Below are 15,189 nucleotides of genomic sequence, written 5' to 3' on the forward strand. Positions count from 1 at the left end.
CGCCAGGGCGGCAAAGGGATTGGGAATTAAAAGATGTCTGCCGATATCAAGGTACCGACACTGGGTGAAAGTGTTACCACAGCAACCGTTGCAAAATGGCTGAAGCATCCCGGTGATGCCGTGAAGGAAGATGACCCGTTGGTGGAACTGGAAACCGACAAGGTCAGCGTGGAAGTTCCCGCGCCGCAGTCTGGCGTGCTTGGCCCGCTGCTGGTTCCCGAGGGTGAGGAAGTCGAGGTCGGCACCGTGCTGTCCACGATCGAGGCCGGCAGTGGCGCCGCCCCCAAGCCTGCGGCCGCCCCCGCGCCGAAGAAGGAAGCCGCCCCTGCGGGCGTGCAGGCCCAGCCCGCCGCCAGCGGCCCGGTTGCCCGCCCGGCAACGCCGCCGTCCGATGTCGCGGCACAGGGTGCCGCAGCCGTGGCTTTCCCGAGCGCGCGCAAGATGATGACCGAGCAGGGCGTGTCCGCAGCCCAGGTCGGCACCGGCACCGGCAAGGATGGCCGGATCACCAAGGGTGACGTGCAGACGTTCCTGTCGCAGCCGCGTGCAGCCCAGCCTGCCGCCGCCGCACGCCCGCCCCGTCAGGACGACCCGCGTGAAGAACGCGTGAAGATGACGCGCCTGCGTCGCACCATCGCCCGTCGCCTGAAGGATGCGCAGAACACCGCAGCCCTGCTGACCACCTTCAACGAAGTGGACATGTCCGCCGTCAAGCAGATGCGCGCGGAATACAAGGATCTGTTCGTCAAGAAGCACAACGGCACCAAGCTGGGCTTCATGTCCATCTTCAGCCGTGCGGTGATCGCGGCCCTGCAGGAATTCCCGGCCATCAACGCCGAAATCGACGGCGATGACGTGATCTACCGTGAATTCGTGAACCTGGGCATTGCCGTGGGTGGCCCCAACGGGCTGGTCGTGCCCGTAATCCGCGACGCGGACAAGATGAGCTTTGCCGAAATCGAAAGCACCATTGCGGGCTTCGGGAAGAAGGCACGCGAAGGTACGCTGAAGATCGATGAACTGTCGGGTGGCACGTTCTCGATCACCAATGGCGGAATCTATGGCTCGCTCATGTCCACGCCCATTATCAACGCGCCGCAGTCGGCCATCCTTGGCATGCATGCCATCCAGGATCGTCCGGTGGCGGTTGACGGGCAGGTCGTGATCCGCCCGATGATGTATATCGCCCTGACCTACGATCACCGGATCGTGGATGGCAAGGAAGCGGTCAGCTTCCTTGTGCGGGTCAAGCAGAACGTGGAAGACCCGCGCCGTCTGCTGCTGCAGGTCTGATGCCTGCCGGGGCCGTGCCATGCGCGGCCCCTACGCGCAACCGCATAGCAAGCAGGACTGAATAGACATGACAATCGACATCAAGGTGCCCACGCTGGGCGAAAGTGTGACCACGGCTACGGTCAGCAAGTGGCTGAAGCAGCCCGGCGATACCGTGAACGCGGATGATCCGGTCGCTGAACTGGAAACCGACAAGGTCAGCGTGGAAGTCCCCGCCCCGCAGGCTGGCGTGCTGGGCGCACACGCCGTGAAGGAAGGCGACGAGGTTGAGGTCGGCACCGTACTGACCACCCTGACCCCCGGCGCGGGTGGCCAGAAGGCAGCACCAGCCGCCGCTAGGCCAGCCCAGCCTGCACCGGCTGCTGCGGCCCCTGCCACGGCCCCCGCGCCCAAGGCTGCCGCCGAGGCCCCGGCGGAGACGGATTACGATGTGATCGTGATCGGCGCAGGCCCCGGTGGCTATGTGTGCGCCATCCGCGCAGCCCAGCTTGGTTTCAAGGTGGCATGTGTGGAAAAGCGCGCGACGCTGGGGGGCACCTGTCTGAATGTTGGCTGTATCCCGTCCAAGGCGCTGCTGCAGCAGTCCGAAAACTTCCATGCCGCCAAGGATGAGTATGGCGAGATGGGCATCATCATCGACAGCGTGAAGTTGGATCTGGCGAAGATGATGGCGCGCAAGCAGTCCGTGGTCGATGCCAATGTGAAGGGCGTGGAGTTCCTGTTCAAGAAGAACAAGGTCACCTGGCTCAAGGGTGTCGGCAAGGTTGAGGGCACGGGCCGTATCACAGTTGATGGCAAGCCGGTCACGGCCAGGCATATTGTCATTGCCAGCGGCAGCGACAGCGCAGGCCTGCCGGGCGTTGAAGTGGACGAAAAGCAGATCGTCACCTCCACCGGCGCGCTTGAACTCTCCGCTGTTCCCAAGAAGATGGTGGTGATTGGCGGCGGTGTGATCGGCCTTGAACTGGGCAGCGTGTGGCACAGGCTGGGTGCGGATGTGACGGTGATCGAATACCTCGACCGTCTGGTTCCCGGCACGGATAACGAAGTGGCCAAGACGTTCCAGCGCATCCTGACCAAGCAGGGCCTGAAGATGAAGCTGGGCCACAAGGTGACCAAGGCGGAAAAATCCGCCAAGGGCGTGACGCTGACCGTGGAGCCCGCGCAGGGCGGGACGGCTGAAACGCTGGAAGCCGACGTGGTTCTGCTGGCCATTGGCCGTACGGCAGCCAGCAAGGGCTTCGGGCTGGAAGAAGCCGGTATTGAACTGGACAAGCGTGGCCGGATCGTCACCGATGCGCATTACGCAACCAGCGTGCCGGGCATCTATGCCATTGGTGACGTGATTGCAGGCCCGATGCTGGCGCACAAGGCCGAGGAAGAAGGCGTTGCCGTGGCCGAACTGCTGGCGGGCCAGGCAGGCCACGTCAATTATGGTGCCATCCCCGCCGTGGTCTACACCTGGCCGGAAGTCGCAACCGTCGGCAAGACCGAAGAAAACCTGAAGGAAGAGGGTGTTTCCTACAAGGTTGGTAAATTCCCCTTCACTGCGAATGGCCGTGCGCGCGCCATCGGCATGACGGACGGATTTGTAAAGGTTCTGGCCGATTCCACCACCGATCAGGTGCTGGGCGTGCATATCATCGGCCCGATGGCGGGCGAACTGATTGCCGAATGCACAATGGCGATCGAATTCGGCGCGTCGTCGGAAGACATTGCACGCACCTGCCACGCCCATCCCACGCTGAGCGAAGCGGTGAAGGAAGCGGCGCTGGATGTGGACAAGCGCGCGATCCATATCTGATCTGGCGTGACTGAAAGAAAACCCACCCGGCAGGTCTGCTGCCGGGTGGGTTTTTTTTGTTTACCAAGCAGAAACTTTATAATTTCCTGAAATTACGTAAAATTTCCTAGAATTTGTTCAGGAAATAAAAGTTTTTGGTGAAGATTTTTCCAAAAAGCTTCTGGAAACACCGCCTTTTTTGGAAAAAGGCAGCATCCAGCAACGTCTTTTTAGTTAACAGTACAATGGCACAGGCATCAGGATGCGGTCGGCGCGGGGTTCCAGGCTTCTTCGCGGGTAATGCGGATCAGTTCCGTGGCGGAGACCGCAGGCGAAATGAAGAAACCCTGCACATAATCCACGCCCAGCTTGCGCACCGTATCGAATTCGTCCTGCGTTTCCACGCCTTCCACCGTTACGGCAAGGTTGTAGCCGTGACCCAGTTTGATGAGCGAGGCCAGAAGGCTGCGTGCCTTGGTATCCGACCCGATATTGCGAACCAGGCAACGGTCCAGCTTCAGTGACTGTAACGGCAGTTCCCGCAGGGTGGACAGGCGTACAGTTCCGTATCCGAAATTGTCCATCGCCAGGCCGAACCCGTCTTCGGCCAGCCCGCGCAGGCGCAGGCGACTTTTTTCCGCGCGCCGTCCCTGCAGCATCTGTTCGGTGACTTCCAGCATGAAAGTGCCGGGATCAAGGTTGAGCTGCCTGATTTCACTGAACAGGTCGATCTGCTGTTCAAGGTTCAGCAGGTCCAGATGCGACAGGTTGACCGCCAGCCGCAGGCTGGGAAGACCCGCTTCCTTCCATTTCAGGATATCATCATGGAAGGACTGCACCAGATGCGTTTCCATGATCTGGGCCAGCGCGGAATCCGCGAACACATCGGTGAAGGCACCGGCGGACAGCAGTCCACGTTCCGGATGGTGCCAGCGCATCAGGGCTTCCGCCTGTTCGATCCTGCCGGTGCGGGCGTTGAGGATGGGCTGGTAATAGACCTCGAACTGCTTTTCCACGACGCCCTGCCGGGCTTCCGACAGGATCTTGGCCCGCTCCATCGTGGTCTTGTGCAGGCTGGGTGTGAACATGCGTGCCTGCTTGCCACCCGCCTGCTTGGCGGCATAGACCGCGACATCGGCGTTTTTCTGCAGCCCCTCCAGCGTGTCCTCGCTGGTGATGGGGGTGGCGCCGATACTGCCGGAAATGCGCACGGTGGCGCTGTCCAGCATGATTGGTTCTTCCAGCAGGTTCTGGATCTTGTTCAGGATGGTCTGCAGCGGCGTGTGCTTCAGGCTGTGATGCAGGATCACCGCGAACTCATCCCCGCCCAGACGGCTTATGGCATCCTGCGGCCCGATCACTTCGATCAGGCGCGTCGCAATGGTCTTGAGCACCTCATCACCGGCATGGTGGCCATGGATGTCATTGACGGGCTTGAAGCCGTCAAGGTCGAACATCATCAGTACCTGCGGGTCGGCGTTACGGCGCTTGCTGGCCTCGACCGCGGTGACAAGGCTTGCGTTGAACCCCCCACGGTTCAGCAGTCCGGTCATGACATCGGTCGCGGCCTGTTTTTTCAGCCGGACCTTGGTGTTCATGAGTTCGGTAATCTCGAAACGGGTTGCCACGAACCCGCTTATGTCCCCGTTTGCGTTCTTGTGGGGGATAATGGTGGTTGCCACCCAGTAATGGCTGCCGTCCTTGGCGCGGTTGCACAGGTTACCGTACCATGTTTCCCCCGAATACAGGGTGCGGTACATGTCGCGGAAGAACGCCTTGTTATGCTCACCGGAATTCAGGATACGGTGGGTGTGGCCCAGCAGTTCTTCACGCGAGTACTGGCTGATCTGGCAGAATTTGTCGTTAACGTAGGTAATGATCCCCTTGCGGTCAGTGACCGCCACGATCAGGACATTATCCACCACGTCCGCCCAGAAGTCGGCATCTTCATGTGTTAGGGCACGAAGCCTGTTATCATGGTGTGCGGACATTCTGTTACCTCGATACGAAGCGGGAAACGGGGAATTACCGGTACTCAATCTAGGACGATTTCTTCTTATCGGAAACCGTTTTGGCAGCTGCGCCGGCCGGCGGGGCCTTCTTGACCGTCTTGTGCTGCCGTACCCATTTTTCCAGGTCATCGGGGGCCAGCGGCTTGGCGAACAGGTAGCCCTGCATCACGTCGCAGTTCAGTTCTTCCAGCAGTTCGCGCTGCTGTTCGGTCTCCACCCCTTCGGTCACGACCGTCATGCCAAGGCGCGAGCCAATGCCGATCACGGCCATGGTCACGGCCTGCGCATTGGTGTCGTATTCGAAATCGTTGATGAAGCTGCGGTCGATCTTGATTTCTGTCAGCGGCAGGCGCGTCAGCCGCGACAGCGACGAATACCCCGTCCCGAAATCATCCATCGACAGGCCACAGCCAAGGTTGCGGATGGACTGCAGCACTTCCTCGGTATCGCGGCTGTTGTCCATCATCACGCTTTCGGTGATTTCCACCGTCAGGCGCGCGGGCTTGAGGTCATGGTCCTTCAGCAGGGCGGCGATGTGTTCAGGCAGCGCGCGATTGCGGAAATGCACCGCCGACAGGTTCACGGCCACGGTCGGCACATGGATGCCGTCGCGGTCCCATTTCACGATCTGGCGGCAGGCCTCCAGCAGCGACCACCGGCCGATGGCCTCGATCTGGCCGGTTTCCTCCGCCACCGCGATGAAGCGCGAGGGATAGATGTTGCCCAGCGTCGGATGGTGCCACCGCGACAGGGCCTCCACCCCGCTGAGTTCGAGCGTATGCGTGCGCACCTGCGGCTGGTAATGCAGGTTCAGCATGCCCTTGGCCAGTGAATCACGCAGCGCGGAGCCCAGCACCAGACGGTCCTGCGCCACCTGGTTCTTTTCAAGGTTGGCGAAGCGGAAGGTGCCGCGCCCGTCTTCCTTGGCCTGTCGCAGCGCCACGTCCGCCGTGCTGAGCAGCGATTCACTGTCCGGCCCGTTATCGGGATAGGTGCTGATGCCGATGGAGCAGGAAATCGTCAGTGTGTTCTGCCCGATCTGCATGGGCTTGGCGATGGTGGTCAGCAGGCGTTCGGCAAATTCGGCGGCTTCCTTGTTGGGGCAGTTGGGCACCACCACCACGAATTCATCCCCGCCCGAGCGGCTGATGACATACCCATCCAGCGCGATGGCGCGGATACGGGCCGCGATTTCAACCAGGAACTGGTCGGCATAGACATGGCCCAGGGCGTCGTTGATGTCGCGGAAGCGGTCGATGTCCAGCATGAAGATGGCAAACTGGCGGTTGCCATCCTGCTTGTTGATCATGCTCTCGATCACCTTGTGGACCGAGGACCGGTTGAGCAGCCCGGTCAGGCTGTCGAAATTGGCAAGGTGGGAGATGTGTTCCTGCGTTGCATTCTGCTCGAACGCCAGCGCACAGAAGGGAATGCAGGAATCGACAATGCGCTGCGGCCATGTGTTGCGGCCCTGGTCTTCACGCGAATACAGGGCGAAAATGCCCTTGACCTGACCCGACCGGGTGCAGACCGGCGTGCAGAAACACTGCTGCAGCCCCAGCGAGATCCCGAGCGAGCGGTAGCTGTCCCATACCAGGCGCGTGGCGTATTTGGGATCAAGCCGCAGCTTCTCCAGCTCGGATGATGAAATGTACAGGCTTTCCAGCGATGCCCGGTACCGCTTGGGCAGTGTGGGGCTGGACAGGACACGCAGCTGCCCGTCAGGCGTGATGAGCATGAGCACCGCAACCGTGCCGGGCACGAAGCTTTCCACCCGGCGGCACAGCAGGTCGGCCACGTCCTGTATGACCATGTCGCTGGCCAGCGCCTGCAGCACGTCGTTCTGCAGGATCAGGATCTTGCGTTGCTGGCTTTCGTTGGTGACGTTTTTCATCACCCCCATGAAGAAGATGCGCCCGTTATCGGTCACGACCTTCGACAGGGACAGTTCGCCACAGATGTATTCCCCGTCGCTGCGGGTGAACTCCACCTCACGCGATGTGCCGACAATACGGTTCTGGCTGCTGGATCGGCTGCGGTCCACAAACGCGTCATGTCCGTTGCGGTGCAGCATGGGCACCAGCACGTTCACGTTCTGGCCAAGCACGTCCTTCTTGTCCAGACCCCACAGGTTTTCCGCAGCGCTATTGAAAAAGATGACGCGGTTCTGGTCATCGATAATAACGGTTGCGTCTATGGCCTGTTCCAGTGCCGAAATCAGGACTTCAGCGCTCAGGTTAGGCTTGGACATTGAGTTACCTCGCAAAAGGGACAAGGACGGCCTGCAGCCACGAGCCATGCGGACCGTGGGGCATGCAGTATGGGACAGGTAGGCACACGGCGTGCCGGACGTGACGTTATAGGGAAGACGGACATGCCGGTAATAGCAGTGGGCGCAGGCATATCATATGAACAGCAGACATATATTACATATTATATAGAATAGTATTTATTCCGAATTTGTATAGACGAAAACCATGGTACACGATTTAACAGAAAACCAGATGGTCTATATAACCCATCCCGGTGCACTGATCCATCGCGTCATTTGTTTAAAATACCCGTACTTACCTGACCGCTTTTCTGTCTGTGCTACAGGTTTCACCACGACAGCCGGAACATCCGCCGCATCCGCCAGCGGAACGGGGTGCGGCGCGCCGGGTGGCGTAGCGGGTCATGGCGGCAGGGGCATGAAGCCACCGCAGCAGGCTGCCTGTCTGGTGCCAGCCCTTGCGCGCCAGTGCCGGAAACAGCCGTCCCGCCCAGTACAGCGCGCACGCCAGCACCAGCCCACAGGCCAGCAGCGTCTGCAGCAGCGTCGTGAAATGCATCAGAACATCCGTGCGATATGGTAGGTCAGGAACGCCGCGACATAGGCAAGGGCAAACAGGTACCCCGCCGCAAGCGCTACCACGCGCCATGATGACGTCTCCCGCCGGATGACCGCCAGCGTTGCAACGCATTGTGGTGCGTAGACATACCACGCCAGCAGCGACAGCGCGGTCGCCATGCTCCAGTGCGTGGGCAGCATCTGCCCAAGCTGGATGGCCGCCTGATCGGTATCCGTGCCGGAGCCAAGGGAATAGATCGTGGCCAGCGCACCCACCGCGACTTCACGCGCGGCAAGCCCGGGAATCAGCGCCACGCAGATCTGCCAGTTGAAGCCCAGCGGCGCGAAGACCGGCAGCATCAGGTGGCCGATCCGGCCTGCAAGGCTCCAGTCGATGGCAGGCCCAGGCGCACCCGGCGGCGGGGCGGGAAAGCTGGACAGGCCCCACAACAGCACCGTGAGCGAGACAATGGTCGTGCCCACGCGGAGCAGGAAGATGCGCGCGCGTTCCCACAGCCCCAGCGCAAGGTCGCGCGGGTTGGGCAGGCGGTAGGCAGGCAGTTCCATAAGCAGGGTGGCTTCCTGCCGGTCGGCATTGCGCCAGCGCAGTATGCGCGCCACCACCACGGCGGAGATGATGCCCAGCGCATACAGCCCGAACAGGACAAGCCCCTGCAGGTTCAGGAATCCGGCGATGTTGCGGTGGGGAATGAATGCCCCGATCAGCAGCGTATAGACCGGCAGCCGGGCCGAACAGGTCATGAGCGGCGCGATCAAAATGGTCACCAGCCGGTCACGCGGGTTCTGGATCGTGCGCGTGGCCATGACCCCGGGCACGGCGCAGGCAAAGCTGGACAGCAGCGGAATGAAGGAACGCCCGCTCAGCCCCGCGAATGACATAAGCCGGTCCAGCAGGAACGCGGCCCGGGGCAGGTAGCCCGATTCCTCCAGCGCCAGTATCCATGCAAACAGGATCAGGATCTGCGGCAGGAACGTCACCACGCTGCCGGCCCCCGCGATCACGCCATCCACGATCAGGCTGCGCAGCACGCCATCGGGCAGCAGCTGCCCGACCTGCTGTCCCAGCCAGCCCATGCCCGCATCGATTCCGTCCATGACGGGCTGGGCCCATGAAAAAACCGCCTGGAACATGAAGAACAGCAGCACGATCAGGATGACCGGCCCCCAGACCGGGTGCAGCACCCATCGGTCGAGCCGTTCTTCCACCCGGTCGGACAGGGGGGTGGACTGGGTCACGCAGTCCGACAGGATCTGCCGCACCAGCGCATGCAGGTCGGTGCCCGCGGGCAGGGGCGTGGGCACGGGGGGCAGGGTTTCGTCCAGCTGTGTCAGCAGGCTGCGTGCGCCGTCCCGCCTGATTCCCACCGTGGGCACCACCGGCATGCCGATTTCCGCCTGCAGGCGGGGCAGGTCGATCTCCATGCCGCCGCGCTGGGCCGCATCGATCATGTTCAGTGCCAGTACCACCGGCCGGCCAAGGTTGCGCATTTCCAGCACGAAGCGCAGGTGCAGCCGCAGGTTCGTCGCATCCGCAACACAGACCAGCAGGTCGGGCGCAGCCTCCCCTTTGTAGGTACCGGCGCAGACATCGCGGGTGACGGCTTCATCGGGGCTGGTGGCGTTCAGGCTGTATGCGCCGGGCAGGTCCAGCAGGCGCACGGTATGGCCCGCGGGTGTGGTGAACCAGCCTTCCTTGCGTTCCACCGTAGCACCGGCGTAATTGGCCACTTTCTGCCTGCTGCCGGTCAGCAGGTTGAATAGCGCGGTCTTGCCACAGTTCGGATTGCCGACCAGTGCGATGTTGAGTGTGGTCATGCCGGTGTTCCAACCGCGGCATGGACGTTCACGCGATCGGCTTCCGTGCGGCGCAGGGCAAATCGTGTGAAGCCGATGCGCACCGCCAGCGGATCCCCTCCCAGTGGCGCGGTCGCGACAACGCGCACCGCCTCCCCCGGCACGAAGCCGAGTTCACGCAGTCTGTGGGCCACGGGGTCTGTGCTGCCGTGGTCATCAACGCTGTCGATCACGGCGTCGGTTCCGCGTGGCAGGTCACTCAGTCGCATAAGGCGGTATTATCCGGACAATAATAGTAAGTGATAATTATTATTAAATACTGGTGGTAATGTTGTCCATCATGTTTGTTCCGATACCTGCGCCGTGGCGGATGCGGGTATGCCGGGTGTGCATGTAGCCCCGTCGTGCAATGCGGGCAGCGTGGACAGGATATGGAAGAACGTGCCCGATACCAGCCCGCGCCGGCCCCCGCCCGTGCCACGTGGTTCGCCGTATCCGTCGTGCATGTCCGCCAGTGTCGTGTCATTACCCGGATCTGTCACGGTGGCGTAATGGAATTCATGCCCGCGCAGGACCGTCCCCGCCCGGCCAATGGCACAGTCGTGGCGCAGTTGCGCCGTGCGATAGCCCAGGTTCATCCGTCGCCGCGCAAATGATGTGGCATGCCCCAGCAGCCCGGTCATGCGGTGGGTTTCCCCTGCCTTGTCCGTCAGGCTTTCACCCAGCACCATGAATCCCCCGCATTCCCCATGCACCGGCCGGGTCTGCGCGAAGCATGCCAGCGCATGGCGGAAATGGTCCGCTGCCGCCAGCCGCCCGGCATGCAGTTCGGGATAGCCGCCAGGCAGCCAGCAGGCATCGCATCCGTCCGCCGGGCCTTCGTCATTCAGCGGGGAGAAAAAATGCAGTTCTGCCCCCGCCCTGCGCCAGCCTGCCGCCACGTGTGCGTACAGGAAGGAAAAGGCCGCGTCATTCGCCACCGCGATCCGCTGCCCCGGTGGAGCGATGGCAATGGCGTCAGTCGCGGCGGCAGGGGACTGTGGCATGGCGCAGGCCAGTATGGCGTCAAGGTCAAGGTCTCGTTCGGCCTGCGTGGCCAGACGTTCGGCCAGTGCATCCAGCCCGCCATGCTCCCGCGCCTGTACCAGTCCCAGATGGCGTTCGGGCATCTGCAGCTGCGTATCACGCCCGAATGCGCCCAGTACCGGTATGCCCGTGGCGGTAATGGCCCGTGTCGCCATGGCGGCATGACGGGGGGATCCCACGCGGTTCAGGATGACCCCCGCGATCCGGACGGAGGGATCAAGCGTTGCAAAACCCAGCGCGGTGGCCGCCGCTGACTGCCCCTGCCCGGAAATATCCAGCACCAGCACGACCGGCAGGCCAAAGCGTGCGGCGATATCCGCAGGCGCGCCCCGCGCGCCGCGTGGCTCCAGCAGTCCGTCAAACAGACCCATGGAGGCTTCGGTCACCAGCATGTCGCAGCCTGAACACGCCTGCGACATGACATCATCCAGCAGCGCGGGCGGCATGGCCCAGCTGTCCAGGTTGAGGCTGGACAGCCCGGTCAGCGCTTCATGGAACGCAGGGTCGATATAGTCCGGCCCGGTCTTGGCCCCGCGCACGGCAATACCCCTGCGGCGCAGGGCGGCCAGCAGGGCCAGCGTCAGCGTGGTCTTGCCGCCACCAGATCGGGGCGCGGCTATCATCAGCCCTCGTGTCATCGTATCCGTTCCTGCTAGACCGTGTTGAGCCAAGTCACCTTTTACCCCTGCAGGAAAAGAAGACCACCCAGATGGAGCGTACCCATACCAGCCTGCGCCGGGGATGGACCACTGGCAGCTGCGCCACCGCCGCCGCCCGTGCCGCATGGTGTGGCCTGTGCGGGGGGGCGTTTCCCGACCCTGTGACCATTGTCCTGCCCGGTGGGCAGCATGTGGCGTTCGCGCTGGCGGCCCACGGGCATGATGGGGATGGCGCATGGGCGGAGGTTGTGAAGGACGCAGGCGACGACCCGGATGTGACACACGGCGCGCATGTGCGTGTGGACGTGCGCCGTGGGCCACCGGGAAGTGGCGTGGTGTTTCGTGCGGGCGAAGGCGTGGGCACCGTGACCCTGCCCGGCCTGCCCGTCCCGCCGGGCGAGCCCGCCATCAACCCGGTGCCCCGCCGCATGATCCGGACCGCCCTGCGTGACGTGTCGGGGCGGGAACCGGATGTCGTGGTCACGGTGTCCGTCGCGGGTGGGCAGGACATGGCGCGTCATACGCTCAATGGCCGTCTCGGAATCGTGGGCGGTCTGTCCATTCTGGGCACGACGGGCATTGTCGTGCCGTTTTCCTGTGCCGCGTGGATCGACAGCATCCATCGCGGCGTGGACGTGGCGCGCGCGCTGGGCCTGCCGCATGTGGCGGGCTGCACGGGCGATGTGTCGGAACGGGCCACGCGGGCGCTGTACGGCCTGCCGGAAGAAGCCATGCTGGAAATGGGGGATTTTGCCGGTGGCCTGCTGAAATACCTGCGCCGTCATCCGGTGGGGCGTGTGACCATTGGTGGCGGCGTGGCCAAGATGACCAAGCTGGCGCAGGGTTTTCTTGATCTGCATTCCCGCCGTGGACAGGCGGACATGACGCGGCTGGCGGCGCTTGCGCGGGGGATGGGGGGACCTGATCCGCTGGTGGAGGACATTGCACGGAGCCATTCCGTCGCCGCCGCCTTCGCGCTGGCGGCCGGGGCCGGGTATCCCCTTGGTCCGGCTGTTGCGCACGGGGCGTGGCAGGCGGCGGCCGATGTGCTGGCTGGCAATGACTGCGTGCTGGATGTGCTGCTGTTCGACCGCGCGGGCACGCTGGTTGCCCGGCATGGCCCGCATCCGGTCAGGGGCTGAAACGCGGTATCATCATATCCGGTTTTATTTACCAAACCGGAAAAAGATGGATGATTACTACTGCTGGATAAAAGTTTTTGGTAAAATTTCCCCAAAAAGTTTCAGGAAACGCCGCCTTTTGAAGAAGGCAGCACCCAAAATTTTTTATCTTCTGGTCTCGATACTTTCTGGTGCTGTCGTTCAGGACCGGAAGCGGCGATGATAATCGGCGTTGTACAACGCGCTTTCCCTGAAATTGTGCGTGCCCAGCGCCCGGCCCACCAGCACCAGTGCCGTGCGCTCGATGGGATTTTCCGACAGCTTCGCACAGATATCCCCCAACGTGCCGCGCAGCACCAGCTGGTCAGGCCATGTCGCCCGCGCCACAATGGCCACGGGACAGTCCGCGCCATAAAGCGGCGTCAGGTCGGCCACGATCCGGTCCAGCACATGAATGGCCAGATGGATTGCAAGCGTTGCGCCCGTCGCGCCGAAAGCGGTCAGTTTTTCACGGTCCGGCATGGCCGATGCCCGCCCGCTGACACGCGTCAGCACCACGCTCTGCGCCACTTCGGGCACCGTCAGTTCCCGCCCCAGAACGGAAGCGGCAGCAGCAAAGGCTGGCACGCCCGGTGTCATGGTCCACGGAATGCCATGGCGGTCCAGACGGCGGATCTGTTCGGCTACCGCGCTATAGACAGACAGATCACCCGAATGCAGGCGCGCCACATCCTGTCCCGCCGCATGGGCCTTCAGATATTCCTGCTCGATCAGGTCCAGCGTCAGCGGGGCAGTATCCACCAGCCGCGCATCTGGCGGGCAGTGTTCCAGCATTTCGGCCGGTACGATGGAACCCGCGTACAGGCAGACCGGGCATGCCGCCAGCAGGTCGCGCCCACGCAGGGTCAGCAGGTCGGCAGCGCCCGGACCTGCGCCAATGAAGTGTACGGTCATGCATCCTCTCCCTGTGCCATGGCACATGTTGCGTGGGTGCCGGTCAGGCGCGGCACGATCAGTCGTGAGTACGGCCCCGCCGCCGCCAGCGCGCAGCCTTCCGCCACCGACGCGACACCCAGTGCAGCCTGCGCGCGGGCAGATCGGGTCAGGCAGCGCGGCTGTGCCGCGGCCAGTTCATCCGGCGTCACCGCGCACAGCGTCAGGCCCAGCCGGGCGAGTGCCGCCTGCAGCCCGGCCTCGCGGTAGCGGAAGGCGGGCACGGCCACAAGGTCCGCCTGCCTGCCACAGCGTTCGTGGGCCGCCTGCAGCAGGTCAAGGATCGCCCCCGCCGCGCACCCGCTGCGCAGGCCAAGTCCCGCGACGATCATGCAGATGCGTCCTGCGTGCGGGTGACGGCGTAGCTGGTCACGGTCATGCCGGGGCGGAATCCGTGGAAGCGTCCTATGGCCTCCAGCCGTTCCACCTGCATGCGCGTCAGCGTGCCGCCCCGGCGGGCATGGGCGGCCATGACCGCTGCCTCGCTTTCCAGTGTGACGGCATTGGCAACCAGCCGCCCGCCTGGCCGCAGCGCGCGCCATGCCGCGTCCAGCATGCCGGGACTGCTTATGCCGCCACCAATGAAAATGGCATCAGGTGGTGGCAGGCCATCGGCCGCAAGTGTGGGCAGGATTGCAGGCGCTTCCCCCGCCACGATATGCAGCGCGGGCACGCCAAGGTTCAGGGCGTTACGGGCGATGCGGGCACGGCGTTCAGCCGATTTTTCAATGGCGACAGCCCGGTTGGCCGGGTGGCGCAGCATCCATTCAATGCTGATCGACCCCGATCCGCCGCCAATGTCCCACAGCACTTCGCCCCGCCGCGGGGCAAGGGCAGACAGGGTTGCTGCCCGGATCTCGCGCTTGGTGATCTGCCCGTCATGGGCAAACATCTCATCAGGCAGCCCGCAGGCCAGCGGGATGACCAGCGCATCACGTGTCGCCACGATATCCAGCGCCATCAGGTTCAGCCGGGGCGGGCGGGGCGCATCCGCCGCCATGTCCGCAACTGTTGCGGTGTGGTGCGTCTGTCCCGCCCCGCCCAGCGCGCCCAGCACATGCATGGTGGACGGACCAAAGCCGCGTTCGTGCAGCCAGCGCGCGAACCGCGCAGGCGTTTCTTCATCCGCCGACAGCACCACCAGCCGCGCACCGGGCTGCAGGGCAGGGGCCACGGCCTCCATCGGGCGACCGCACAGGGACAGGACATTCACATCCTGCTCCGCCCAGCCCAGCAGGTTGCATGCCAGTGCTACGGAAGACGGCGCGGGATAACACCGCATTTCACCCATCGGCACGTGGCGGCACAGCGTGCTGCCCACCCCGAACAGGAACGGATCGCCAGATGCCAGCACGCACACGGCCTGCCCGCGATGGGCCAGCAACCTGGCAACGCCATCGACAAAGGGGTGCGGCCAGGCCAGCGTGCGCCCGGTTACCATCGTCGCCGCAAGGGCCAGGTGGCGCGCGCCACCCACCACCAGGTCCGCGCCCGCGATCAGGGTGCGCAGGGCCGGGGGCAGGCCCTCGACACCTTCCTCGCCAATGCCGATAACATGCAGCCATGGGGTGGTCATGCGCAGGCCCCGTTGCAGGCA

At 63.4% G+C, this 15,189-nt stretch carries 12 protein-coding genes; 3 read left to right on the plus strand and 9 right to left on the minus strand.

Annotation, left to right across the window (positions count from 1 at the left end; genetic code table 11):
* The first annotated feature begins 33 nt into the window (after positions 1-33).
* Both odhB and lpdA read left to right on the plus strand, forming a co-directional pair.
* Positions 34-1,293 (plus strand): 2-oxoglutarate dehydrogenase complex dihydrolipoyllysine-residue succinyltransferase, encoded by a 1,260-nt coding sequence (gene odhB / locus CFR80_RS03235; protein ID WP_010514781.1) that lies wholly within the window; start codon positions 34-36, stop codon positions 1,291-1,293.
* 67 nt (positions 1,294-1,360) lie between these two features.
* Positions 1,361-3,097: a dihydrolipoyl dehydrogenase gene (lpdA, locus tag CFR80_RS03240; protein WP_010514782.1), complete on the plus strand. Its 1,737-nt coding sequence runs from the start codon at positions 1,361-1,363 to the stop codon at positions 3,095-3,097.
* A gap of 236 nt (positions 3,098-3,333) precedes the next feature.
* Here the strand turns inward: lpdA and CFR80_RS03245 are convergent, their stop codons facing one another.
* From CFR80_RS03245 to CFR80_RS03270, 6 genes are all read right to left on the minus strand, one after another.
* Positions 3,334-5,067: a putative bifunctional diguanylate cyclase/phosphodiesterase gene (locus tag CFR80_RS03245; protein WP_010514784.1), complete on the minus strand. Its 1,734-nt coding sequence runs from the start codon at positions 5,065-5,067 to the stop codon at positions 3,334-3,336.
* Positions 5,068-5,116: 49 nt separating this feature from the next.
* The gene (locus CFR80_RS03250) at positions 5,117-7,339 is read right to left on the minus strand and encodes an EAL domain-containing protein (RefSeq protein ID WP_110507085.1); all 2,223 of its coding nucleotides are present in this window, start codon (positions 7,337-7,339) and stop codon (positions 5,117-5,119) included.
* A 316-nt stretch (positions 7,340-7,655) separates the two neighbouring features.
* The gene (locus CFR80_RS03255; RefSeq protein ID WP_010514223.1) at positions 7,656-7,919 is read right to left on the minus strand and encodes a DUF6587 family protein; all 264 of its coding nucleotides are present in this window, start codon (positions 7,917-7,919) and stop codon (positions 7,656-7,658) included.
* The gene (gene feoB, locus CFR80_RS03260; RefSeq protein ID WP_010514221.1) at positions 7,919-9,754 is read right to left on the minus strand and encodes a ferrous iron transport protein B; all 1,836 of its coding nucleotides are present in this window, start codon (positions 9,752-9,754) and stop codon (positions 7,919-7,921) included. The genes CFR80_RS03255 and feoB overlap by 1 nt, the downstream gene beginning before the upstream one ends.
* Positions 9,751-10,002, minus strand: a complete 252-nt coding sequence (locus CFR80_RS03265; RefSeq protein ID WP_010514220.1) for a FeoA family protein — start codon at positions 10,000-10,002, stop codon at positions 9,751-9,753. The genes feoB and CFR80_RS03265 overlap by 4 nt, the downstream gene beginning before the upstream one ends.
* Positions 10,003-10,071: 69 nt before the next feature.
* Positions 10,072-11,457, minus strand: coding sequence for a cobyrinate a,c-diamide synthase (locus CFR80_RS03270; RefSeq protein ID WP_181418155.1), 1,386 nt, complete (start codon positions 11,455-11,457; stop codon positions 10,072-10,074).
* 71 nt (positions 11,458-11,528) lie between these two features.
* On the opposite strand from CFR80_RS03270, the gene CFR80_RS03275 reads away from it, so the two are divergent.
* Positions 11,529-12,620: a cobalt-precorrin-5B (C(1))-methyltransferase gene (locus CFR80_RS03275; protein ID WP_010514218.1), complete on the plus strand. Its 1,092-nt coding sequence runs from the start codon at positions 11,529-11,531 to the stop codon at positions 12,618-12,620.
* A 180-nt stretch (positions 12,621-12,800) separates the two neighbouring features.
* On the opposite strand, the gene cobM is transcribed toward CFR80_RS03275, so the two are convergent.
* From cobM to CFR80_RS03290, 3 genes are read right to left on the minus strand one after another with little or no spacing between them, the layout of a single operon-like run.
* Entirely contained in the window at positions 12,801-13,553 is a 753-nt protein-coding gene (cobM, locus tag CFR80_RS03280) for a precorrin-4 C(11)-methyltransferase (protein WP_010514217.1), read from the minus strand.
* Complete coding sequence (locus tag CFR80_RS03285) at positions 13,550-13,924, minus strand: cobalamin biosynthesis protein (RefSeq protein ID WP_010514216.1); 375 nt, start codon at positions 13,922-13,924, stop codon at positions 13,550-13,552. The genes cobM and CFR80_RS03285 overlap by 4 nt, the downstream gene beginning before the upstream one ends.
* Positions 13,921-15,168 (minus strand): bifunctional cobalt-precorrin-7 (C(5))-methyltransferase/cobalt-precorrin-6B (C(15))-methyltransferase, encoded by a 1,248-nt coding sequence (locus CFR80_RS03290; RefSeq protein WP_010514215.1) that lies wholly within the window; start codon positions 15,166-15,168, stop codon positions 13,921-13,923. The genes CFR80_RS03285 and CFR80_RS03290 overlap by 4 nt, the downstream gene beginning before the upstream one ends.
* Positions 15,169-15,189 lie beyond the last annotated feature (21 nt).

This window comes from Komagataeibacter oboediens, assembly GCF_003207815.1.
GTDB lineage: Bacteria > Pseudomonadota > Alphaproteobacteria > Acetobacterales > Acetobacteraceae > Komagataeibacter > Komagataeibacter oboediens.